This window comes from Mucilaginibacter sp. 14171R-50 (genome assembly GCF_010093045.1).
In the GTDB taxonomy this organism is placed as follows: domain Bacteria; phylum Bacteroidota; class Bacteroidia; order Sphingobacteriales; family Sphingobacteriaceae; genus Mucilaginibacter.
In genome coordinates, this window is record NZ_CP048115.1 from 2,918,287 (window position 1) to 2,943,552 (window position 25,266).

The following is a 25,266-nucleotide window of genomic DNA, read 5'->3' on the forward strand; positions in this document are numbered from 1 at the left end:
TTGATCGTCGGAGACCAAGAGTATAAAGCCCGCTTTGAGCGTTATGGCTATACGCACCGCTTTGCGGTATTGGTCGGTGAAGAAACTGTGGTTTTCGAACCCGATGAGGAAGGAGGTTACAGCGCTTTCGCTACCCACACCCCGCCAGACTTACTGCAGGCCCTGGCGGAAAAACTAATTGTTTTAAGCCGTTAAGATGGAAACTAATCCGGCAATGCAATTAGCCAGCGATTACCTGGCTACGACCAACACGGTGGTGTTTCTAACCGGTAAGGCCGGTACGGGCAAGACTACCTTTTTACAAAATCTGCGGCAAAGTTCTGCCAAGAAACTGGCTGTCATCGCGCCGACCGGCGTCGCAGCGATCAATGCAGGCGGGATGACCATTCATTCCTTTTTTCAGTTTTCCTTCGCGCCGGTTATTCCGGGTACGATGGGACAGGAAAGTTTTTATAGCGCCGAAAAACGGCAACTACTACAAAACCTGGAGTTACTAATCATTGATGAGATCAGTATGGTCAGGCCCGATGTGCTCGACCAGATCGATGTGACGCTGCGCACCATCCGGCGTTCGGCCCATCCTTTCGGCGGTGTGCAATTACTATTGATCGGTGACCTGTCCCAATTGAGCCCGATCGTACGGGAGGAGGAGTGGGGCGTTCTTCGGCCTTACTATGCCACGCCATATTTTTTCAGCAGCCAGGTTTTGCGGAAAGCACCATTCGTGCGGATAGAACTGGACCATGTCTACCGCCAAAAAGAACAGATATTCGTTGATATCCTGAACGAGGTTCGCCATCAAACGCTGAGTACCGAAAGCCTGGATCGTTTGAATGAGCGCTATATTCCTGATTTCAGACCCGAGGACGAATACATCACCTTAACAACTCATAATAGTATCGCTCAGCAGATCAATAGCGAAAGATTGGAGAACTTGCCCGGGCAGGCGCAGGAGTTTAACGCGACGATCCGCGGTGATTTTCCAAAGGACGCTTACCCAACCGAAACCAGCCTGAAGCTTAAGGCTGGCGCCCAGGTCATGTTCGTCAAAAACGATAACTCTGCCGAAAAACGGTTTTACAATGGCAAGATCGGCACCATTACCCAAATAATTGATCAAACGGTGATAGTGCGCTGTGGTATTGATCAGGAAATTTTGGTAGAACCATTGGAATGGACGAACGTCAAATATGAAACCGAGGCAGAAGCGATCAAAGAAACCAACGCCGGCAGCTTTGCCCAAATCCCGCTTAAACTGGCGTGGGCCATTACCATTCATAAAAGCCAGGGTTTAACCTTCGATAAGGCCATTATTGATGTTTCGGAGTCTTTTGCCCACGGACAGGCCTATGTGGCGCTCAGCCGCTGCCGCAGTTTATCGGGCATGGTACTGCGTAATCCGATTGCGGCGCACAACATCATCGGCGACCCGGTAGTCATTCGTTTTAACGAACAAACGGAAGTCATTAAGCCCGATGTGCAAACCTTAAAACGCGATCAGGAACGTTACCAACTTTATTTGTTCAGCGAACTCTTTAATTTTTTACCACTACAGGCGAAACTGAAAGACTTTGAAACGCTATGGCCGGCCTTTTCAACTGATATCCTAAGCATCGCTGAAAAATTCAGCCGACAATTAAGCCTGGAACGCAGCATTCAGGCCGCTGCCTACTTTTTAGAGAAATTGGTCGGCGCCGTCGAAAATTTACACCGCCAATTACCCTTGTTTATTGGCGATTCCAAAGCCAAAGCCGCAAAGGCCGATCAACTCATGGTCTGGTTAATCAACCGCATTCAGCTATTGCAACACTTCGCCGGCAACGCATTTACAACCGAAGCTTACCAGGCGTTAAATCAAAACCAAGCAAAAATCCATGACCGCTCTTATCTCAAAGCACTCAATGCGATACCCAATGAAGTGCTTTATGAACAGATTTTAGCCTGGCGGGAAACCCAGGCGGCTACAGATAAGGTAATGCCTAATATGGTGTTATCCGAAAAAACCGCCGCCGCCATCGCCGAAAAATTACCCGCTACCTTAAAAGCCCTTGGTGCCATCAAAGGCGTTGGCCAGCACAAAGCGACACAATATGGAACGGCATTGATCGGGCTGATCCGGGTTTATCAAGGTGGTGGTCATGAACAATCCAGCTTGTTCTAACAGCTTTAATACACAAATTCTAAAATGCTGAATCTTTTATCAGGCTTAGTCGATCTCGTGGATACGCATTCAGTGGTGTTTTTTTCTCTTTGAGGATGGTAAATTTGACGTGCTCTAAGTATACGTTAGCTTCCTTTGCTTCGGGCAGCTTTACCTTGACACAACCGTACCCTTTGTCCCAGGCTTCAAAATTGACGAAGAACGGCAGGGCGATGATCACCTTCTCTTTGTTAATGGTAATAGAGGCGTAGACCTTAGTTTGGCCGTCCTCTTTTACTTTGTCCTTTTTTACGGTGAAGTGTACACCAAGTGACTGTGATGTTCTCATCTTTTAATAGTTTTTAAATGAGTAAACGATTAACTAATCCCCCGAAACTTCGATCTCGGGGTTTTTTAAGATGAAAAAAGGTGCAGATTTCTGATCTGTCACGGGTTGGGCGTTTAGGTGTCAGAAACGGTGCATTCGAAAGGATCGAGAAGGATTTGAATAAAATAAAAAACCCTGTAAATCATTGATTTACAGGGTTATCTCGATTTGAAAGTTTGGATAAAACTCCCATTTTGTGCGCCCACCTGGGCTATGCACGTATCTCTATTATCTATTGATTTTCAATTACTTACGACAGGAACAGCAGGCACTGAGTGCCGCTTTAGGGGTTTACCTATCTAGCGACATAAAGGTACAGAAATACCGGAAAATACCAGAAATTGGCCAGAAAAATTAGTGGGTTCCCAGTTCGAACCGAACCACGGCTATTAGGTAAAAAACTATATTCGATTGCAATTATACATTAATAATCAATTGGCCTTAAATTGGATTATTCAATATCATTTGGTTAGAAAAAACAATATCCTGAACGTCGACATGGTGTTGTTTACAATCTTCCACCCGGTCTATATCAAAAAAAATTATCCTTATTGGCTCATCTTTTTTCTGCTGTTCCGGATTGACTACAATGTTTCTGTAATTAATCAATGTAAAATAAGGTTGCTGCAAAGTCGTGTCATGAGTAAGTCTCGCTCTGAATCAAATAGCTTTGTTGTGATCTTGCTCTCATTCAATTTATCGTTGAATGTGTAAAAGAAACAGAATTCGAAAGATCCCATGACATTTGTTCTTTCATATCTTCTACACTAACAAAATGAATTGATTTATAACTAGGAAATATCCGAATTCCGTGTTTATATGCATTATATTCATCTCGTTGTGAGAAATCTGCAGCAAGAGATTTTATAGCCGATTTAATGGCAATAATACTTTTTTCCACAAGGTCAAAAAACTCTTGGGTAAATTTTGTGGGGTCAAACATTCCAGGATAGAATAGATATTTACCGATAGTCGTGGTATATCCAAGAAACTCTATCTGCTCATCAAAAATGTCTAAGGAGAATTTTCCATCGGCAATCTCCTGAATTGATTTATAATTTGCTTTCCAGTCAGATTTTACCAGCAGCTTAATGATATTGTGATGATCCGGTATAACACCGTTCTTAGGCAGAAAAGAAGGTGACCCGTGATTATGAATAGTATGAGAAAAACCGGGTGCGTGGCGGCATCTACTGCGGTTTAAATACCTTAACGAACAATCCGCCTATGGTGGTGTTTTAAACTTATGAGCAATTTAATCAGCATGAATAATATGGGCATCGTGGTGGAATCCCTCGATCAGGCCATTGCATTTTTTGAGGAGATCGGTTTGAAGCTGGAAGGCCGCACCCATGTGGCCGGCGAATGGGCCGGGCGCGTGACCGGGCTGGGTGACCAGAACGTGGAGATCGCGATGATGGTGACTCCGGACGGGCATAGCCGCCTAGAGCTTTCCCGGTTTATCAAACCTGACACGATCGCAGATCACAGGCGAGCCCCGGTTAATGCGCTGGGCTACCTGCGCGTAATGTTCCAGGTCAATGGCATCGACGAACTGGTTGAGCGGCTATTGAAGCAGGGCGCTGAACTGGTGGGCGAAATTATGCAATATGAAAATACGTACCGGCTATGTTACATTCGCGGAACGGAGGGTATTCTTGTCGGACTGGCTGAACAACTTGGGTGATCACTTAATCATTGGTTCCTTCTTTTCGGAAATCAACCGACAGCTGTGGCGGATATTTTTGGACAAAAAGATCCATGCCAGGAATATCATCATAGCGTTCATTGAGTTTTTGTCTTAGACCGAACAATCTTTTTTCATCTGTATCAACTAACCAGCTAAAAGTGGTGATACGGACTTTACCCACCTCACATTATTTTCATTTACAACGGTAGAAATTAGCGTTATTTTTTCTGAAAAGCTATCACCGACCACGAAAGCTTCCACATAAGGGGAGCCGATGAGCGAGCCGCAATTCACAAAATCCTCTACATAACCATGTGCCTGGAACAGCCATTCTGTTTTCTGAATTAAGGCGAAAAATAATCAAATATGGCTATAGGGTTTTTTAAGGGCGCGCAACCCGTATGGTAAAGCAAAAGCCCTTTGATTGATCAATCAAAGGGCTTTTGCTTTTTTTTATGCTAATAGCGGAGATTTAAAGATATGAATCATTTAGTTCAACAGCAAATCACTTAACCTTCGCTATTTCTTGTTACCCGGATATATACGATTTTAAGTTTTGCCATCGATCAATAGCCGGGATTTTGAGTCAGTTTGTTATTGATCTGCAATTCCCTGAAAGGAATAGCGTAAATCAGCCGGTCTTGTGTAATATTAAATGTACCTGGGAGCAACCAACCGTTCATGACTTTAAGGCGCTGGCCTTTTGCTGTTAACGCATCTATGGCCATGCCGTTCCGGATGAGGTCGGTCCACCTATGATTTTCAAATGCCAGTTCGTGCCGCATTTCATCTGCAACATTGTTTTTGGTGGCAACAGCCAAAGCAGGCAGGCCAGCCCTTATCCTTACCTGGTTCAGGTAGGGAAGTGCCTCGCCTGCCTTGCCTTCGGCAACCAGGCATTCCGCCAGCAAGAGTAACGCTCCGGAGTATCGGTATACCGGAAAGTTATCGTCAGTATTCCATTCAACCTGATAGGGTGGGTGGAGATATTTTTTAACGAAATAGAAGTAAGGTACACCAGTTGTTGGTGTATAACCAACCGGACTTTTTACTGCAGTAGGTGTCAGGATTTCGCTTGCAAGCGTACCTTCTACAACGCCTATTGATGCAGGCAACCGCTTGTCCCCGTTTTCATAAGAGTCAACCAGTTCCTGGGTGGGGACGTTCCAGCCACCGCTATGAAGACCGCCGCCGCCATTGCTCACATCGATCCCGATCAGCATCTGTGCGCTACTGCTCTTTGGGATAAATCGCCAGGAGAAATCGCTTTGCTGCCCGTCATTTCCCATTTTATATTGCACCTCGAAAATCGACTCCTGGCTATTTTTATTGCCCGGGTTAAAAACACTGGCATAATCAGGCAACAGGGAGTAGTTCATTTTTGTAATATCAATAAGGGCCGCCTCTGCTTTTTGATACTCACGTGTAGGCTCTGCCATATAGGCGTAAGCCAGCAGCATTTTTGCCGCCCCCTGTGTTGCGCGCCCGGTTTGAGGAAATGTTTTGGCTATAGGCAAATTAGGCACAGCGGCAGTCAGGTCTGTGATGATCTGTTTATATACCTCATCGGTGGTGTTTCGCGGCAGGAAAGCGCCATCAACATCTGTTACCTGTTCCAGTTGCAGGGGAACGCCACCATAATGGGTCACAAGGTCATAGTAATAGAATGCGCGTAAAAACAGCGCTTCCCCGGAAATCTGGTTTTTATCTGCTTCCGACAAAGAAGATTTTTCCAGTTGGGTAAGAATGGTGTTAACAGCAGCTATGCCGGAGTAAGCGTTCCCATAACGGTTTCCAGGCGAGTTAAGTTCCTGGCTTGTGGTACTGTTATCAATAAAAGTGGCAAAGGCCTCCGTACTGGCTCCTGTACCCCTGTCGGCAGAATAAAAGGTAAAAAAGGTATTATCGGAGCGCATCTCATCCATATAGATACCCATGGTTGCTACCCCTCTTAAATAGGTATATGCTCCGGTAAGTGCCTGGTTGAACTGCGCAGCATCTTTGTAGAAGGAGCCCGAGCTTAACTGCGTTTGCGGCACGAGATTAAGGGTATCCTTCTTGCAGGATGCCATTGCCAGTATCAATAGTGTAGTATATATCGTCTTTTTCATTATCTGATTGTTTAAATTCGTTATTAAAATCCGGCGTTGAAACCTACCGAAACCGTACGCGGCACAGGATAACTGGTCCAATCCCTTCCCTGGTTAAGGCCATTCAATCCGGCGTAACCGGCTTCGGGGTTTATACCGGGGTATTTTGTGAATATGAATGCATTTTGAGCACTGAGATAGGCCCGGAAGCTTTTGAAATATTTATTGGCTTTTACCGGAATGGTGTAGCCAAAGGTGATGTTCTTAATAGCAAGGAAAGTGCCGCTGAAAACCTGCCTGCTCGTAAAGTTCCGGAAGTCTGCGGTGGTGCCTGTCCGGGTTCTGGGATAAATGCCGTCCCCGGGGTTCTCCTCTGACCGCCAACGGCCGGATACACCTTTCAATACGTTGAAAACGCCGTCGAGATTTTCAGTCGACTGGATGGCATCGTCTGCGATATCGTTGCCTACCGTACCGGCAGCCGTAATGCTCAGGTCAAAGGCTTTATAATTGAATGTATTTGTTAATCCGTAGATAAATTTAGGGTTCGGGTTACCTATCCAGGTCCGGTCATAGCTGTCTATTTTCCCGTCCGGCGCGCCGTCTGGTCCGCTCACGTCTTTGAAACGGGCGGTTCCTACCATTGATGTGGCACCGTGTGGCTGCGTGTCGAATTCCTGCTGCGTCATATAAACACCGGTATTGATGTAGCCGTAGAACATACCGATAGGTTGGCCGACCGCCGTCCGGTTATCGTCCCAATATTCATTATAACCACCGATTGGTGCATCGTTGGTTCCAAGTTTTTTTACAATGTTCCTGTCAAATGAGATATTGAAGTTCGTGCTCCATTTGAAGGCGCCGGTTAAATTTCTTGATGAGATGGTCAACTCATGGCCCCAAAAGTCAAAGCGACCGATATTAGAAGTAATGGAATTATAGCCGGACTGTACGGGGATATCGATTGCGTAAAGCAATCCATCCGTTTTTTTCCAGTAATAGTCATAAGTGAACGACAAGCGGCTGTTGAACATGGACAGGTCCAGGCCGATATCATAGCTGGTGCTGGTTTCCCATGTCAGATTATTATTACCGATACCGCTTAGCAATTTACCGGGCGTTACGGCATTCCCGAAAACATAATTGCCGGTATTTATTGACGCCAGGTAAGTATAGTTACCTATATTATTATTGCCTACCTTGCCATAGCTTGCGCGTAGTTTTAAGAAGTTGATGGGTTTAACATCTTTCAAAAATTCTTCATCAGACACTACCCAGCCGGCCGAAACAGACGGGAAATTACCATACTTGTTGTTGGTCCCGAACCGCGATGAACCATCTCTGCTAAACGCTGCCTCAAACAGATATTTTTCGTTGTAGTTGTAATTCAGGCGTCCAACAAAACGCAGCAGCGACCATTGACCCGCGCCTACATCGCCCAATCGTGTGGTCGCGGCCGAGACCCAGGAAATGTTATCATCCGGAAACTGGCTACCATTGATCACGCTGTTCTCCGATGAGAATTTTTGAATCGTATAACCAGCAAGTGCTTCAAGGTTATGTTTGCCGAAGGACCGCTTATAATTGATCGTATTTTCGTTAAGCCATGACACAAAATTACTTGTGGAATAACTGCCGGATGCGGGTCTTGGTGGGGCCGCGCCCAGGCCGCCCTGGGCAGTAGATGGTGTAAACTGCCGGTTCTTAGTGTTGTCGGTATTTACGTTAAAGGTAGATTTTAGTTTTAGGCCAGCCAGCGGAGAAACTTCTACAAAACCATTGGCCAACACCCGTGCCGCAGCGGTTTTGTTTATTCTCTGGGTGACTACCAGGTAATAGTTTGGATTGGGGAACATACCGGGTTGGTTAAATGAGATCGGGTAGGTTCCGTCCGGGTTTTTGTAATTCAGCGTCGGGTCCATCAGGTAAGCGTTCGCGATAATGTTTCGGCCGTTATCGAGGCCCGGAACAACCTGGTTATTACCATAAGACAGTTCTACGTTGGCACCAAGGGTGAATTTGTCAGACGGTGTATAGGTATTGTTCGACCGCACCGTGTACCGCTCATCAGCAGAATTTAATACTACACCTTCCTGCCGGCTGTAACTTGCGTTAACTACGGCTTTATACTCCTTTGTGCCGTTGGCGAAGTTAACGTTATAAGTTTGTGTAGGCGCGTTGCGCAATAATACACCGTACCAGTCGGTTCCATTTTGTCCCGCATACTGGGCCGGATTTGCATAAACCTCGGGAACACCGCCGGTGTAACCTTCATACCTGGCAGCGTCTTCGTAATACTCTTTTTTATACTGCGCAAATTCTTGCGCATTCATCAAATCCGGCCGGCCGCGCTGGGGGACGGCCTGGATACCATAGTAACCGCTAAAAGTGAGGCTCTTTTGGCCGACCTTTGCCTGCTTGGTGGTTACCAGGATAACGCCGTTGGCGGCTCTTGAACCATAAAGTGCCGAGGCGGATGCATCCTTCAAAACAGAGATATTCTCTATCTCTTCCGGGCTCAGCGTCTGCAGGCCGCTTTGTGAAGGGAACCCGTCAATAACAATTAGCGGGTTATTCCCCGCGTTAATTGAAGCAGAGCCGCGAATCCGGAAGCTCATTTCCGCGCCAGGCGTACCGGAGTTGTTATTGATCTGTACCCCGGCTAATTTACCTTGCAGCCGCTGTCCGATATTGGGTACCGGCATATCTTTCAGCTCGGACGCTTTAACCTGTCCGATAGAACCGGTCACTTCGCGCTTGCTTTGCGTTCCGTAGCTTACAACAACTACTTCTTTAATGCTTTGCGATGAGATTGCTAAACGGATATCCAGCGAGGTATTATCCCTGACCACACGCTCGTTTGGCTTATAACCGATAAAGGAAAATACCAGGGTGCTGCCATTGGCTGCAGAAATGGTAAATCTGCCGTTGGCATCCGTCTGGGTACCATTTGTGGTCCCTTTCACTACCACGGATACTCCGGCCATCGTCGAAGAATCGGTGGAGTCTCGTACGACCCCGCGGATCTCGGTCTGTGCGTAGAGGTCATGGGGCATAAAAGCGGTCAGCGCTACTAAAAGACACAGGCCGCATCTCCAGATTTTTAATAGTAAAGGTTTTCGTTTCATAATAAAAGGGTTAATTGGTTTTAAAGGGGAAGTCTGACTTTTATCAGTACTCATCACTAAACTGCCGCCGCAGTGGCGTCTTCATAGCGGCGGGCGGGGTGCATTAGCTTTTCAGCCGGTTTCCAAATGCGAAAGCGCATGCTTGGCTGCTTCCACGCCGCTACAAAGAGCGTCATTGCTGAAGGCATTACACAGCATATTTGAGTATCCTGCAAAAGGTTTCATCTTGCTGTTGGGTTATGTATTTGACAAACTATCGAGCCCATCGGGCTTCGGGTTATAATGGTTAAATCAAAGTTATCCTGTGAGGTACTACTATGGAATGCCCGATTTGGACAATTATTTGCGCTTTTTGATAAATTTCACCAAAGGGGGTAGCAACATCACTAAACAACGGGATGCTCCGCCTTTCGGGATTTTGCAGCCGGAACGAATAGTTAAAGACAGCGAAGAAATAATATGGACGGAAGCCCGATCTATCGTTTCAGTTCGATAGTGTTTCGGTAATGAAGCGGGGAGATGCCAATTTTTTTCTTAAACAGTTTTGAAAAGTAAAATACAGATTCAAATCCGGTTTGATCTGCTATCTCGGATACGTTAAGAATTGTGGTGGTTAGCAAATTTTTTGCGCGCTCCAGGCGTAAATTGAGATGATACTGATTGGGTGATTGACCTGTTATCCGCTTGAAAGCCTTTCTGAACATGGAATAACCCATGGGCAATTGTGCGGCAACAGCTGCCATATCAAGCGGGCCATCCAGGTCCTCCTGCATAAAAAATTTAGCTTTGGAAATTAACTTAGCGACCGGATCATCAGTAGCCGCGTCATGCAATAACGTCGAGTGTACAAGCCCTAATATCTGCATCGTTGTACCGGCTATATGTTGAGGGTAACCTATCAATGAAGCCTGTATGCACTCGATCATTGTTCGGAAAAGAATGAGCAAATCTTTGTTTAGCCCCAAATGGACAAAGGGTGATTGAGCGTTTGAGAAATTGCTTTCAATTAATTGTTTGGCAAAAAAACCATTAAAGCCCACCCAGTATTCCTCCCAGCCCTCATTAAGGTCGGGTTTATATCTGTGTAATACACCGGGGTGTAAAAAGAAACAGGTCCCTTCGCTTATTTTAGTTGGTTCGATAAGCGATGAACCATAAATACCTTTCCCCTTTGAAATAAAAACGAGATAATAATCGTTCAGTATCCGCCCTCTGTTCCAGGTCAGATGATGGCTTTCAGGATGTTCCTGGTTCGGGTAATTATCAAAGGGTTCCACCTTTGAGTAACCTGCAGCAGTAACATAAATTCCCCACCTCTCTTCAACCGGAGTTATGTTAAGATATTTAAAAAAGTTCTTCTTCAATATATGATGTGTAAATTTTACGATACCGCTTTAACAGGATAAATGCAATTCCCTCATCTGCTCCTGAGGAAAAAAATATTATCTAAAATAACCATCCAATCCATAGCTGGTATTTCCACCTTTAACTTTTTTTTACCTTTTTTGATATTTCCGGCAAAAACTACGCTATATAAGTTGGCGCTGATGATAGCGGCGTAAACAAATGCAGGTTTATATCAAAAGATACAAAAGATTGCTGTTTTTTGAAAAAGGAGCACTAACACTCAATGGCTATGTTTGCCATAACTGTCAAAAAACCTTTCAAAGTTATGAATACCTCAGTTAGCCAGTCACAGATTGATTATTACCAGGAAAACGGATTTGTTGTTATTGAAGATTTTCTTTCACCGGATGAGCTCAGTTACTGGAGAGAGACCGTCATGAACGCTATTGCTAACCGGGCGGGCCAAAAAATACCCGGCAAAGCCGGCAAAGTGGGTGAAGATGACGGGATCAATAACGATGCTGACTATTTTAGTAAGGTTTTTGATCAGCTGATCAACCTTTGGCAAACCGACGAAAAGGTAAAAGAATTGATGTGTGACCCGCGGCTTGGAGAAATGGCAGCGAAACTGGCCGGTGTAGATGGTATAAAAATATGGCATGATCAGGCTTTGTTTAAGAAACCCTGGGCAAATCCGACGTCATGGCATTTGGACACGCCATTCTGGTCTTTCTCAGACAGAAAAGCTTTATCTATCTGGATCGCCCTTGACGACGCCACACTCGAAAATGGCTGCTTATTTTTTATCCCCGGATCTCATAAAAAAACCCGTTTTGAAAATCCGGGTATTGGCAAAAACATGGATTCTATTTTTGAGTATTACCCGGGTATTAAGCAAATGCCATCGGTGGCTGCCCCTATGAAAGCCGGGAGCTGCTCGTTTCACAACGGGTTAACCATACATGGCGCCAATGCGAATATGACCTCCAAGTCTCGCCGTGCGATGACCTGTGCTTACATGCCGGAGGGTAATACTTATAACGGTATACAAAATATCCTGACCGATGAGCAGGTAAGTAAGCTTAACGTCGGCGACTTGCTCAATGATGAGCGCCAGAACCCGCTGATCTACATAAAAAAATAATTTTCGGGTGGAACTTAAAATATTATGTCCGCTTTGGGGGCACGGGCACTTGCCGATCTTCTCATTTCTCGAGAAGGTCAGATCTGCCGGTTTCGACGGATTTGATACCTGGATACCCGAGGATAAAGTGGAACGGCAAATCCTGTATGACTATCTTCAGCAATTTGAAATGCCGCTGGTTGCCCATCAGTACCAGGCGCACGGCGCAACCTTCCGCCAATTCAAAGCGTCGTTTATAAAGCGCCTAACAGAATGTGCGGTGGCGCAACCGGTGCTTATCAATTCGCACACAGGGCGCGACTGGTTTACCGTGCAGGAAAATATTGAGCTGATCGACATCGCACACGATTTCTCTATTAAGACCGGTATCCCTGTGGTACACGAAACGCACCGGGGGCGTTTGGGGTATGCTCCCCAGTCTGCCGCAGAAATGTTTCAGCTTTGCGAACAATACCTTTTAACGGCAGATTTTTCGCATTGGACCTGCGTTACAGAAAGCATGTTGGAGAACTTTGAACACATTATGGATGAGGCTATTAAACGCACACGGCATGTACACGCGAGAATAGGTCATGAAAACGGCCCCCAGGTGCCCGACCCAAGGGCTTCAGAATGGAGCTATGCTTCTAAAAAGTTTCTTACCTGGTGGGAACGTATTGTGCTGGAGAACAAACGCGCGGGGCGCCTGGTCCTTACCTTTACAACCGAGTTCGGTCCGCCGCCCTATATGCCCACACTGCCATTCAGTAATGCTCCTGTCGCTGATCCGTTCGAGATTAACTGCTTTATGAAAGATGTACTAAAAAGCCGTTATACTGATCTTGCGGGCGCTCGCTGAAGGTTTTTCGCTAAACGCGATACTTCCTTTGCTGTCACTCTTCACCCTGCGTACTTTACCATTAATCGCTAAGCTATACATTGTTGATGGTTTAAGTTCCTTGACGTGAAAAGTCAACGGCTGTTTTTTTCCGTTTAAAAAATTAAAAACCCATGTTTTTTGCTTATTGGTCCATGAGTTGATGGTTAACTTATACCGGCAGCTACCTGTTACCTGCATGGCCGGGTTTTCGCTATCTCCGTTGAAGTAATTGAGTTGGTTACCTGACGAGGAAAACCCAAATTTTGACGCGGCGCGCACTTCAATTCTGCCGTCGGCAATCCCGTAGTCACCCGGGCTCAGTTTGATTTTCAGATCCTGGTCGTGATAACGGTACCTAAGAACAGTGCGGGACAATTCAGGTGTTAAATGCGGATCAAGGTACAGCCGGTTATACAACGGATTGACACCGTAGATGGACTGATAAAGTCCGACGATGGCCAGGCTGTTACCGGCCAGGATGTCGTCACCCTGCCCGGATTGATCTTTTCGGCTGTAGCGCTGGAAAGCCAATCCGTCCTTTCCATATTGTTGAAGGACATTTTTTACGTACTTTAAAGCAATTTGCGGCTGGTATCTGGAATATGCGGCAACGCCCACGGCGCCCCAGGAAAGGAAAAGGTCCCCGTTTTCATAATTCGGGAACGGAAGCTGATCTTTACGCAACTCTCCCGGTTCGTAAGAGGACATGGTTAGGGGCCAGAAAAACAATTTTTCCTGCTGCATTTGCTGCTCAATACTATTCAGTATCTGATTTGCCCGTTCCTGCCGGTCGCAAATGCCGTAAGCTATCGCCATGAAATTTACCGGCGTTACCATATTGCGGCCATGGATGGTGCCGTTCTTATCGCGCCAGTGTACATAGCAGTTATTTTTTTCATCCCAAAATCCACCCCGGCTGGTCGGCTTGTTAAAACGCTCTTTAAGCTTAGCGGCAAACGCCCCATAATATTCCGCTTTAGCAGGGTTACCCAGTAATTTTTCAATTTTTACCCATTTGGTCAGCGCGTAATACAGTTTGGCATTTACAAATGCATTTTCATAAGATGCCCATACAATATCTATCCAGTCGCTGCTTTTTTGCTCGTGCTGGTTGTCATTCATCATTTCCACCAGTCCGTTATGATTTTCATCGCGGTTGAGTATCCAGTCGAGCGCCTTTTCACAAGCCTTCTGCTGCCCCCTTATCCAGGTATTGTCGCCCGTCAGGTCAAAAAGATCCGAAACATTGCTGACGTAATCCGGATTGGAATCCATCAGGGTACCCCATTGTGCTTCATAAAAGCCATACTTGTTAAACTGGCCTGGCGCCGCGTCTTCATTCGAGTAAGCCCAGCGGGCGTAAACCCGGCCATTCGCTTTAATCGCGTGGTCACGGTAAAAGTCCAGGCAGGCCTGGTATCCTTTCAGGTATGCCGGGTCATTTATCCCCAAACCCAACTGCGCGATATATTGCTCATGCAGGCAGATGGGGCCGTAAGGCGTTGCCCAACTGTTGCCGCCGTAATGCAGGGAATCGATCACGCCAATGCGGGCAATGGTATTTAACACGGCACTCACCTGGTCGCCATCCACACCAGCTAAATGTCCCCTGTCATAACGCGCATTATTGTCGGCATACTTAAACATGACCGATAGGTTTGATTGGCTTACACCCGGCAGCGGCGCCCACAAATTTCCCTCGCCCCTGATAAATAATCTCCTGTGCGTATCTTTGTCCATAAGCGGCTTAATATCCTGTGGCGAGCTAACGATGCTATACGACAACCTGTCCTCGGCAGTGTACTTGTACGTCATTGCTACCTGGTTTCCGTTAGCACTGACCGATACGTCTAACCCGTCGGCGTTGCGGCTATTCCAGAAACGGGACGTTTGCGAATGTACCCCGTAACTGGAAGGCTTCTTTGTAAAAAGGTAGAACCAGGCTAATCCTCCGTAACCCTGGAAAGCGCCGTCCCAGGTTTTTATGCTTTTAAAATTGATAACGGGCGTTGAAGTAGCGGTGAGCGGAACAATTTTGGAGAATTTACGGGCAATTTGCCAAACAAGCTGATCGCGTTTTTTTAAAAAGGTCCAGGTCTCCTTTACAGATAGTTCATCATCGCCATAGTTGATATTATCGATCACGGTGCGGTCTTTTCCTGGTACAACCAGGGCCTTGCCAAGAAGATGAAGCGAAGTATAAGTCTTGTCCCGAAAGCTCAGGGAGGTGAACATACCATCGTGGGCGTCAACTACTTTTCTGCCGTTAAGCGCCATGGAAACCACGCTGGCTCCGCTGCCGAAATTAAGCACAAGCTTGATTTTACCATTTTCAATAACATATGTCTTTCCCGATCTCTGTAATTGGTTTGCAGCAGCAAATGCAGGTATGTTGTTGGTTATAACCATAAAAAATAATAACCAAGCCAGCTTACCGAAAAAGCTATTGAAAACCATTGGTTTCGGGCAAAATTTACCGGGTTTAAGTAAATAATGAAGCATTTCGAAGAATTTTATAGTGAGATCAATCAAAAGTATTGGAAAACGATCGTACCACAATTGGAACTAATGGACTAATTTTTAACCTTTTTGACATTTAGTGCTACATAAATACCGGATACGTTTAGTTCGTTGCGGATCCATGGGTATCCGGTGGCGTTTTATAAAATATCAAAAAGGATAAACATTAAGCCATAGAGGTCGAGCGCAAGCCTTCTTTAATCTTTAAATTTGACTGATTGAGTGATTCCGGTTTTATGGGGCACTTTACCAATGTAAGCTCTTTTGCACATGACCACTATACGTTTACATATTGTAACGATCACCTTATTAATATGCCTTTCGGCTCGCAGCGCGTTGTGCCAAATAAGGAACTTCGACCAAGATGGACGCCAAATCACGCGCCTCAGTATGGCGGGGGATGCCATAGATGCCCATGACGGAGAAATAGCACAATTCAACGGAACTTACTATCTGTATGGTACCAGTTACGATTGTGGGTTTGAATGGGGAAATAAAGGTGCCCCCTTCTGCGGTTTTAAGGTTTATTCCTCTAACGATCTGGTGAACTGGGCGGATAAAGGGTATTTGTTTGATGCTCAAACGCCGGTTTGGCAAAGCCGCTGCGATGGCAAAACTTATGGTTGTTTCCGTCCGCATGTGGTTTATAACAAGCTCAATAACAATTACGTTCTGTGGATAAACGTTTATGATAATGTCATCGGCTACCGGGTGTTCAGCAGCAGTTCACCTACAGGGCCTTTCAAAGAAGTAGCCGAGCCAAAACTTACCGTTAATGCCGATAAACCCAGGGCCGGGCTTAACAACGGGGATCACGATATTTTTATTGATGGCGACGGCCAGGGATATATCGCTTTTACCGACTGGAGAACCAAGGGTACCATCGTTATCGAAAAACTAAGCGCCGATTATTTAACGGGTACGGGAGAATGTGTAAAAATGGTTACGCCCGGATCAACGGAAGCCCCGGCGCTTTTTAAACGAAAAAACCTTTATTACCTTACTTATTCAGATCCCAACTGCGGTTATTGCCCGGGGACGGGCACATCATACCGCACTGCGGCTAATCCCTTAGGCCCTTGGAGCGAAGGGATTTCCATCAGCGATAACTCCTGCGGCGGCCAGCCGTCGTTCGTATCCACCATAAAGATCAACGACGACGAGATATGTCTTTATGGCAGCGATCTGTGGAACAACGCAGCCAAAAATGAGGCCCTTGCAAATTACTATTGGGCTCCTTTAGCGTTCAACACCGATGGCAGCATCAAACCACTCCTGTGTGCGGAGGAGTACCGGAAAACCAAAGTCTTATCCCGTAAAAAGCCTGTAGCCCCGGCGCCAAGACAAGACTATTTTACTGCCGAAGCCAGGGTTGATAAGGAAACGCAATGGGGGCAGACATTTGTTGCCGATCGGAACGGTCTGGTGGCGAAACTGGAAATGTCGGTTTTTAAAAATCATCGCCCCGAGAAGGACCTGGAGATTTACATTTGCGCCGTATTGAACAGCAAACTCCAAATGTCTGCTCCGCTATTCAAAAAGGTTGTGTCTGTGGCAGGTATCGGCTGGTCAGCAAAAAGATTGGTGATCTCGCCCGGTTTAAAAGTAAAAAAGGGGGCCAAATATGCAGTTATTATGCATACTGGTTCTCCTGTGGGTTATTTTGGCTTTTTAGCACGTAAGGAGGGCGCTAATGCGGGTGCTTATCTGATCAACAGTAAGGATGGTGGCAACACCTTTACTAAAAGGCCGGGCGAAGTAATGCGACTAAAAATTAAGATAAAAGCGTTGTAAAGGAGATGTGGTACTATGCAAATCCAAAAGTTAATATTGGGTTTTTATAAATTACTGCTTACATAGCTGTCATATGAATAACTACTACAAATATTTGCCAATAAGTGATGAGGATGCGCGGTGGGGGCTATCGGTTGTCAATGCGGGTTGTACGCGTGTAAAGCCCGACAGTTGTTACCCGGTGCCAGATCATCCGGGGCACCATAATTTCAATTGGAAAAAAGGGAGGGTATTGAATGAATACCAAATTATTTATATAACGGCGGGGAAAGGTGTTTTTGAGTCCGACAGTGCAGGTATTGTAGATATCCGGGCCGGAACGATCATTATTCTTTACCCAGGTGACAGGCACCGTTATAAGCCGAGCGCTCATACCGGCTGGGATGAATACTGGATTGGTTTAAAAGGAGAGATTATGGACAGGTTGGTATCTAATGGCTTTTTTAAACAGGAATACCCTTGTTTGTTTATTGGTTTTAATGAAAAGGTATTCAACAACCTCCACTATATAATCGAGCAAACCAAGACCGAGAACCCCGGTTATCAGCCCGATGTTTCGGGGGCTGCGTTATCATTGTTGGGTAGTTGTCATGCCATAGTAAGGCAGGGGGCGGTTGCGTTTGATATCAACCCGGTTATCCACAAAGCGCTTTTACTTTTCCGTTCGAATATCAATGAGGATTTTTCGCCGGAAACTGCCGCCGATCAACTCCAGGTCGGCTATTCGTGGTTTCGGAAAGTTTTTAAGGCTCATACAGGTCTTTCCCCGGGGCAGTATTTTATACAATTAAAAATCGAAAGAGCAAAAAATCTGTTGAGTGATCCGTCATTGTCGACCAAATGGATAGCAAACGACCTGCGCTTTGCGTCATATTTCTATTTCTGCAGGCTTTTTAAGAGCAGAACGGGCATGACGCCATTAGAGTATCGTAAGCGGATAAACAAAGGCTCGGGTTTTCAAAGCGACAGATAAGCTGTGGTTTACCCTGTCGCGTTCAATGGTCTCAATGTCTCACTTAGCGCGTAACAATGGAGGCTTTGCAGGCCATTTATACCTAACTATTAAATAACCTCCCGTTTAGGTTTAAACGGCTGTCCTATGGAAAACCTTGAATCAAAAAAAACTGCGTTTAAAATTGGCTTGTTCGGAATCGGCTTAAATACATACTGGGATCAGTTCCCGGGCTTAAAAGACCGTTTGCTGGGGTATATTCAAACCGTAAGTGAACATCTCGGGAGGTTTCAGGCGGAAGTTTTGAATGTCGGCCTTATCGACGATGTACAAATGGCTTTTCAGGCCGGCACCGATTTTCGCCGGGCTGATGTGGAAATGATCTTTCTTTATGCCACCACCTATGCACTCTCGTCAACGGTTTTGCCGGTGATCAGGAAGTTAAAGGTGCCTGTTGTTATGCTCAACCTTAGCCCGGGGGCTGCGATAGACTACGGCGCTTTCAACCGGCTTCCAGACCGTTCCAGCATGACCGCAGAATGGCTGGCCCATTGTGGCAGTTGCCCTGTGCCTGAAGTTGTAAGCGTGCTTAAAAGCGCTGGAGTTCCATTTTATCAAATAACCGGCACACTGGATGATGAGCAGGTTTGGAAAAAAGCCGGCGAATGGATAGAAGCGGCAAGGGTAGCTCATGTAATGTCGCGCAATGTGCTGGGTTTGATGGGCAATTATTACCCGGGCATGCTGGATATATATTCAAACCTGCGGCTGCATTGCGCCACTTTTGGTGGTCATATAGAAATTATTGAGGTGGACGAGCTATCGAAAATAAGAGAATTTGTTACAGATGCTGATGTAAAGGCAAAAATGGCCGGGTTCGAAACTGCATTTGATATTAAGCCGGATTGCCCGGCTGCCGAGCTTACCCGGGCTGCTGCCACGGCGGTAGCGTTGGATAGGTTAGTTGAAAAGTACGGATTGGGATCGCTCGCTTACTATCATAAGGGGCTAGGGGTCCCTGCGAACGAAAACACCATGAGTTCCATCATTTTGGGAACTTCAATGTTGACGGCGAACGGTGTTCCGGTTGCAGGAGAATATGAAGTAAAGAATGTTCAGGCAATGAAGATCATGGATATTTTTGGCGCCGGAGGATCATTCACAGAGTATTACGCCATGGATTTTAACGATAACGTGGTAATTATGGGCCATGATGGCCCGTGTCATCCTAAGATAGCAGAGGGGAAGGTAAAGGTAAAACCGCTGGATATCTACCACGGCAAAGTTGGCCGGGGCCTTTCGGTGGAAATGTCTGTAGCGCACGGGAAAGTGACATTGCTTTCCGTAGTAGAAACGCCGGAGAACAAGCTCTTGTTCCTTGTGGCGGAAGCAGAAAGCGTGCCGGGGCCAATTCTCGAAATAGGCAATACGAACAGCCGTTACCGTTTTCCGGTTGATGCTGGTCTTTTTATGGAAAAATGGAACGAGCAAGGCCCGGCACATCATTGTGCGATAGGCAGGGGTCATATAGCTTCAAAAATTCAGAAGCTCGGTAATCTGTTGGGTATAAAAACTGTTGTTATCTGCTAAGATAATCCCCCGGACCGGCCAGGCTAATGGAGAAGTTGTGGCATTTTTGACTGGCCTCAGTTCGGTGCAAAGCCAACAGCGTAGAAATTTGATCAGCAAGCTGAACAACGATCCCGCCCGTGCTTGCAAATTTATGAGCGCGACCATATTTCCAAGGCATTCCAGTCAACGTCATGCTAGTTAAATTATATTCCCTTCCGGCTAGACGCCATTTCCAATATGTAATTGCGTTATACAAGCAACATAAGCAGCGATATGGTTTATCAGGTCAAAAGTTTTTGGAATATCGAGACGGAATCTAAGACAATAATACTTCGTTTATCTTTAATATTACCAGGTAAAAGCGTAGCAAAAAGGATACATGATTAATTCGTTTACGCAATATTGATTGGTTTGGATTTAAAGTAAGGTGGCCCTTGTCAGCCAAAGGTTGGATTCAGGCATTGGGTCACCTAATTGAAATGGAACTCCAGTCACCGTGAAGATTTCATAACCAAAGCTTTTTATGTAATTAATGCACTCCTCTTCAGATAAACCGCTACGAATAACCAAGTCACTAAACTCCATAATTATATTTTCAGGCATTATCGCCGAAGGGTGGCCAAAAAGACCTTTGAATACGTTTATTTCATAACCTTCCACATCTATTTTGAGTAAATCAATCTTTTTGATATTGAAGTGCTTAATTAGGCTGATCATGGTTGTTAGCTGTATAAGATATGAATGATGACCTGCCAGGGGTAAATCAACAACCTTTGTAGTTCCGGTGTTTTTAGGCGTTAAATTGACTATATATCCAAAACTATCTTCGTTTGACAAGCCTACATGAATTGTATGAATGTTTTCAGCATGGTTCAATTGAACATTTTTGAGCAGACTTAAAAAATTTTGCGCGGATGGCTCAATAGCATAAATTTCTAAATTAGGAATTTTACTTAAGTATAGACTAAACAATCCCATACTGGCACCTACGTCGAATAAGATACCGCCTTTATGTAATAAACTTTCGCATTTTTTAAAAGTTAGCGGCTCATATTCCCCAACAAAAGCAAGTTGATGCCCGGTATATTCCCCGGTCGAAAGATAGTGCTTAGAGCCGTTGGCACTTTCAAATATCACTTGTTTGCCGAAAAAGAAGTTATTTATCCAATTTACGATCCTTATTTTAAATGGATGATTGGGGGTTTTCCTTACATACAGCAAAAAAAGCTTATCAACAAATCTGCTTCCTTGATATTTCATAGATCGAATATATTACATTCCCTTTTTATTTGAAGCCCGTCATGTGAAATACACCAATCTTCGGCTTTGTAAACTAATAAGGGATTGAAACTGGCAAGCAAAAATTAGCCTGTTGATTCGCCAACGGCTGCTTATCCCACATTCTCCTACAATCCAAGGTAGTATCGATAAATTAAGCACTTTCGCGGCATAAATTCTCCTTAAAGTGTATTAAGTAGAACAATCGTAGTTTTTATCTACTTTCCTTGTTTAGGTATAACGAGAAGGGCGTGTTTTCAAATATATTTTATTATCATTGTCTGTACTTATTCCTTATTATCACAATGTGTAAATCATTTATTCCGCTGGGCGTTTCGCGTCCATATCGTTTCATTTATTTTTTGTCATTTTCTGGACCCGCCGTAAAAGGTTCATTATTTTTATGCTTTATGTTTTTTTGCGGCATACAGACCATGGCGCAGAAAGTTGAGGTGACCTCCTCTTATGCAACGCCGGGTGGTGGTAGTGGTGTAGATCCTACTTATACAATACGGACCGACCTGATCCCGGCCTCTCCGAACGCCTCCTCGCTTGGAAAATACGGCGAACTGCCGCTGAATCTTTCGACAGGTGCTGCCAGTTTGAATATCCCGGTCTTTACGGTAACGGGTCATGACCTGAGCCTGCCTATCACCCTGAATTATAACTATACCGGTTTACGGCCTACCGAACAGGTTGGCTTTGTGGGCCTGGGCTGGACGCTCAATGCGGGTGGGGTGATCACCAGGACGATCAGGGGCAGGAAGGATAACACTGGAGGACCGAATCAGGACTTTGAGGATCAGTATGTGATCGATAAGATAAATTCGGTAAGTCAGGATGACGACTTCCTGAACGCCGTTTTTAATGGCACGTATGACGCTGAGCCGGATATTTATAGTTTCAATTTTGGTAACTATTCGGGCAAGTTCATCAAGTATCGGAACAAGTTTTACTGTTTTCCGTATCAAAAGATCAAGATATCTGGCGGAGATACGGGCTTTACGATCGTCACGGAAGACGGAACGTCTTATGTTTTCAATGAGATCGAGACGATCAGCCCAAAAGGAACTTTTGGCGTTTACAACATACCTTACGGTACGGCGTCGTCCTGGTACCTGACCAAGATCACCAATGCCGCGGCTACGGATCATATTTATTTGCAGTATGCAAGTGAAGGCAGTGTGCCCCGCCTCGGTGCATTGAGCCAAACCTTTAAAAAATTCTTAAATGCAAATGGCGGTGGCAATGAAAATAATGGTTTAGGTTATCTTGATCAAGATTTGGGCATTACCCGATCCTATCCGACACGGGCTGATTCCAAGCGCCTTTCCAGCATTACGTCCGAAAAATATACGGTCAATTTTATTGCCGGGCAGATTCGGGGGGATATGCTACAGGAATCAGCAAGTGTCCGGGCCTTAGACAAGATCAGCATTCAAAATTCGGCGGGGCAAAATGTAAAATTTCTTAGATTGGAACATAACAACACTGCCGGCGGCTCGGTGCTTCTTTTGGATTCCCTGATGGAATACAAAAGCGTGAGCATGGGGGATGATATCATTCAAATAGACTCTACGCAATCACAGAAATATGTTTTTCAGTATCTTCCCATTGATCTGACTATCAATAGTTTGATATACAGGCCCGATGCGAATGTCGATCACTACGGGTACTACCGAGGAAGTTCGTTTGTCGGCACGATCATACCAAACACGCTTTATGCAAACGGCGTTGACCGTTCGCCCAATGAGAACGTAAGGCAAGGCGCTATGTTCATGGTAAAATATCCAACCGGCGGGTATTCTACATTCGAGTATGAACCGAACAGGGCATTCGACGGGAATAAATACAAAAATATCCCCCACGCCAAAAACGTCCAGGTTACCCGGGGGGGATCCGGTGATCCAAATGCGGTCATTGGAGGTGGTTTCGAAAATTTCACCCTGAATTTTGACCAAACGGTCAATATAACGGTTGTCCGGACGCCAAAAACTGTTAGTGACACCATGGTCCATCAAACCTATAGCGATTTTGTGATCAACAAAACGGTAGGCGGGGTCCGCACTGTCGTCGCTCAGGACGGCGTGGTGAGCCAATTAGATAATGCCAATGCTAACTTTTCGATATTACTCACGGCGGGGGACTACGATATCAATGCCTACTGCGATGATAGAGAAAACGCAATGTCCGTAACTATCAATTATAAAGAGCAATCAAACATTCCCGAAGACGGCGCGATCGCGGGGGGCATCAGGGTGAAGCGTATTACCAATAACCCGGTCATCGGCGCCCCCGTCACCAAAGAATACGTTTATACGAACACCCTCGGTTTTTCTTCGGGGGTATCCATGAACGGTAGTTACGATGTGAAACCATTCAATGAAAGAGGTCATGATGGTCTGAATTCCTGGGATGTAAATTACCTGATGATCAACTCAACTATTGCTGAAAACTATTACATGGGGGTGCCGCATTACTACACCAGCGTACTCGAATCGGTCTCCAATGGCACTGAAAGGATCAGCACGCGCACTTCCTTTCATTCTTACAGCGATTACCTGTTGGGGGTCGAACCGGTCTCTACAACGCAATATAAGATGGTCAGCGGCGCGCTGCTGCCGTTACAGCGAACAGACTACAATTATCAAATAAAGACTGATACAGTATTCCGGGGTTTGAAGCCGATCAAGATCCAGGAAGGGCCGTATAAGTACGAGCGGCAATTCTATCAATATTTTTCTGCCTGGAAATACCTGGTCTCTGCTAAAACCAGCTACTATACAGCTACTGATACACTGGAAACCATAACCTATAATGACAATGATGTAAATGGTACGCGTAATTTGGTGGGCACGTCCGTTAGGGGGTCTGACGGAAAAGAAACGATAACACGCTTTAAATATCCGGAAAATTACAGCGCTTCAATAGCATCCGGTTTTACCGATAAACATGTGCTGGACCCGGTGCTGGAGAAGCAGGTCTGGACCAAGCGAAGTGCTACAGATTCCGGCCTGGTAGCCTCTGTGATCACTAAGTATGACAGCGTGTTTTTTAAACCAGCAAAGGTCTATTCGATCACAGCTCCAAATATTGCTGTACTCAATAATGAAAGCAAGGATGGTACCGGGCGCTATAGTTACTTGCTGAGCGACAGCCGGAATGAGGAACGGATAAATTTCGCATATGATAGCTACGGTAACCTGACGGACCAGCGATTGAAAGGCGGTGTGCCGGTATCCTATAAGTGGGGTTATGCCGCCATTAATTATCTTTATGCGCCACCGACGTCTAATAAGATCCAGGTTATCGCTGAATGCAAAAATGCGACAAGTGCAGAATTCTTTTATGAGAATTTTGAAGAGATTACTTCAGGCCTGGCGACCGGTGCCCATACGGGCCTGCACGCCGTTTCTGCTTACACGGCGAACTGGACACCGCCCAATTCCCGCGCTTATTTAATTTCCTATTGGTACAGGACGGGGGGCGTATGGAAATATAAAAAAGACAACTATACGGGCGGGTCGTCTTCATACGCCTGTACCGGTGGGGACGCTTATGACGATGTTTGTATCTATCCGGCAGACGCGCAGATCTCTACCTACACGTATGATCCGGGACTTGGGGTCAACAGCATAACTGACGCCAGGGGAGAGACCACTACGTTTGAATATGACAGTTTCCACCGCTTAGTGAATGTTCGTGATCGGGATCAAAATATCCTGAAGAATACGGAGTACCACTATATCGAACCGGTTTATTGGAACGACGAAAAGCACAGAACGTTCACGCGGGAGTGTGCAGGAACGGGAACCTCGGTGGTTTATTCGGTTTCTGCCCATACCTATAAAGCAGTTACGCTTGATATGGCAAACGCACAGGCACAGGCGGATGTCGACGCGAACGGGCAGGCTTATGCCAACTTAAAGGGCATATGTCAGCAAACGCCCTTTGTGAAAATGGTACGCGAATCCGGGTTTATTGGCGGCCCGGAAGGTCATGCTTATGGCAATTATTCGTTCAGTCTTTGGCAGGACCAGGCGGGGACGATTCCTTTGACGGCTAATTTACCGGTGACTATCAAATACCAGTTAACCAGTTCGTCGTCCGGCGGCACGCAAAACACGACAGTTACGGCTACGGTAACGACGGGAAACAGTGCGGTTTATGTACAGGTAGACGAAAATACTTGTGGTATAATACCCGTGAATTTAACGTCGCAGCAAAGTAACCAACAATCGGCTAGTTCCGGCGCGACGACGAACACCCTTCCGGGAGGGGGGGGCGATCCGGCGCCTTGTACCAGTACTTATGTTACGCTTTTATCAGGTTCGGCCTATTTCCTCGTAACTATAAACTAACAG

17 protein-coding genes are annotated in these 25,266 nt (G+C 45.7%); 9 read left to right on the forward strand and 8 right to left on the reverse strand.

Annotated features, from left to right (window positions below):
* A complete protein-coding gene (locus GWR56_RS13380; RefSeq protein ID WP_162431733.1) occupies positions 1 to 195 on the forward strand; it encodes a hypothetical protein in 195 nt (64 codons plus the stop codon).
* Between the two features lies 1 nt (position 196).
* The gene (locus GWR56_RS13385) at positions 197 to 2,161 is read left to right on the forward strand and encodes an HRDC domain-containing protein (RefSeq protein WP_162431734.1); all 1,965 of its coding nucleotides are present in this window, start codon (positions 197 to 199) and stop codon (positions 2,159 to 2,161) included.
* 19 nt (positions 2,162 to 2,180) lie between these two features.
* Here the strand turns inward: GWR56_RS13385 and GWR56_RS13390 are convergent, their stop codons facing one another.
* Together GWR56_RS13390 and GWR56_RS13395 are read right to left on the reverse strand one after the other, a co-directional pair.
* Positions 2,181 to 2,489, reverse strand: coding sequence for an Arm DNA-binding domain-containing protein (locus GWR56_RS13390; RefSeq protein ID WP_162431735.1), 309 nt, complete (start codon positions 2,487 to 2,489; stop codon positions 2,181 to 2,183).
* A gap of 730 nt (positions 2,490 to 3,219) precedes the next feature.
* Positions 3,220 to 3,471 (reverse strand): hypothetical protein, encoded by a 252-nt coding sequence (locus tag GWR56_RS13395; RefSeq protein ID WP_162431736.1) that lies wholly within the window; start codon positions 3,469 to 3,471, stop codon positions 3,220 to 3,222.
* Between the two features lie 303 nt (positions 3,472 to 3,774).
* On the opposite strand from GWR56_RS13395, the gene GWR56_RS13400 reads away from it, so the two are divergent.
* Entirely contained in the window at positions 3,775 to 4,215 is a 441-nt protein-coding gene (locus GWR56_RS13400) for a VOC family protein (RefSeq protein ID WP_162431737.1), read from the forward strand.
* Between the two features lie 4 nt (positions 4,216 to 4,219).
* On the opposite strand, the gene GWR56_RS20555 is transcribed toward GWR56_RS13400, so the two are convergent.
* From GWR56_RS20555 to GWR56_RS13420, 4 genes are all read right to left on the reverse strand, one after another.
* On the reverse strand, positions 4,220 to 4,399 hold the full coding sequence (locus GWR56_RS20555) for a hypothetical protein (RefSeq protein ID WP_202925321.1): 180 nt from the start codon (positions 4,397 to 4,399) through the stop codon (positions 4,220 to 4,222).
* 385 nt (positions 4,400 to 4,784) lie between these two features.
* Positions 4,785 to 6,329 (reverse strand): RagB/SusD family nutrient uptake outer membrane protein, encoded by a 1,545-nt coding sequence (locus GWR56_RS13410; RefSeq protein ID WP_162431738.1) that lies wholly within the window; start codon positions 6,327 to 6,329, stop codon positions 4,785 to 4,787.
* Positions 6,330 to 6,352: 23 nt separating this feature from the next.
* The gene (locus tag GWR56_RS13415) at positions 6,353 to 9,436 is read right to left on the reverse strand and encodes a TonB-dependent receptor (RefSeq protein WP_202925322.1); all 3,084 of its coding nucleotides are present in this window, start codon (positions 9,434 to 9,436) and stop codon (positions 6,353 to 6,355) included.
* A gap of 476 nt (positions 9,437 to 9,912) precedes the next feature.
* Complete coding sequence (locus GWR56_RS13420) at positions 9,913 to 10,800, reverse strand: AraC family transcriptional regulator (RefSeq protein WP_162431739.1); 888 nt, start codon at positions 10,798 to 10,800, stop codon at positions 9,913 to 9,915.
* Between the two features lie 308 nt (positions 10,801 to 11,108).
* On the opposite strand from GWR56_RS13420, the gene GWR56_RS13425 reads away from it, so the two are divergent.
* Both GWR56_RS13425 and GWR56_RS13430 read left to right on the forward strand, forming a co-directional pair.
* Positions 11,109 to 11,927, forward strand: coding sequence for a phytanoyl-CoA dioxygenase family protein (locus tag GWR56_RS13425; RefSeq protein ID WP_162431740.1), 819 nt, complete (start codon positions 11,109 to 11,111; stop codon positions 11,925 to 11,927).
* Positions 11,928 to 11,934: 7 nt separating this feature from the next.
* Complete coding sequence (locus GWR56_RS13430) at positions 11,935 to 12,765, forward strand: sugar phosphate isomerase/epimerase (protein WP_162431741.1); 831 nt, start codon at positions 11,935 to 11,937, stop codon at positions 12,763 to 12,765.
* Here GWR56_RS13430 and GWR56_RS13435 read toward each other — a convergent pair.
* A complete protein-coding gene (locus GWR56_RS13435) occupies positions 12,727 to 15,288 on the reverse strand; it encodes a hypothetical protein (protein WP_162431742.1) in 2,562 nt (853 codons plus the stop codon). The genes GWR56_RS13430 and GWR56_RS13435 overlap by 39 nt on opposite strands.
* A gap of 408 nt (positions 15,289 to 15,696) precedes the next feature.
* Here GWR56_RS13435 and GWR56_RS13440 point away from each other — a divergent pair, with 408 nt between their 5' ends.
* From GWR56_RS13440 to GWR56_RS13450, 3 genes are all read left to right on the forward strand, one after another.
* Positions 15,697 to 17,100 carry a family 43 glycosylhydrolase gene (locus GWR56_RS13440; RefSeq protein WP_238395234.1) on the forward strand — a complete coding sequence of 468 codons (1,404 nt, stop codon included), beginning with the start codon at positions 15,697 to 15,699 and terminating at the stop codon, positions 17,098 to 17,100.
* Between the two features lie 73 nt (positions 17,101 to 17,173).
* Positions 17,174 to 18,073 carry an AraC family transcriptional regulator gene (locus GWR56_RS13445; RefSeq protein WP_162431744.1) on the forward strand — a complete coding sequence of 300 codons (900 nt, stop codon included), beginning with the start codon at positions 17,174 to 17,176 and terminating at the stop codon, positions 18,071 to 18,073.
* 126 nt (positions 18,074 to 18,199) lie between these two features.
* Positions 18,200 to 19,642 (forward strand): arabinose isomerase, encoded by a 1,443-nt coding sequence (locus GWR56_RS13450; RefSeq protein WP_162431745.1) that lies wholly within the window; start codon positions 18,200 to 18,202, stop codon positions 19,640 to 19,642.
* Between the two features lie 399 nt (positions 19,643 to 20,041).
* Here GWR56_RS13450 and GWR56_RS13455 read toward each other — a convergent pair whose 3' ends face one another.
* Entirely contained in the window at positions 20,042 to 20,884 is an 843-nt protein-coding gene (locus tag GWR56_RS13455) for an FkbM family methyltransferase (RefSeq protein ID WP_162431746.1), read from the reverse strand.
* Between the two features lie 380 nt (positions 20,885 to 21,264).
* Between GWR56_RS13455 and GWR56_RS13460 the strand changes: the two genes are divergently transcribed.
* Positions 21,265 to 25,263, forward strand: a complete 3,999-nt coding sequence (locus GWR56_RS13460; protein WP_162431747.1) for a DUF5977 domain-containing protein — start codon at positions 21,265 to 21,267, stop codon at positions 25,261 to 25,263.
* Positions 25,264 to 25,266: the final 3 nt, after the last annotated feature.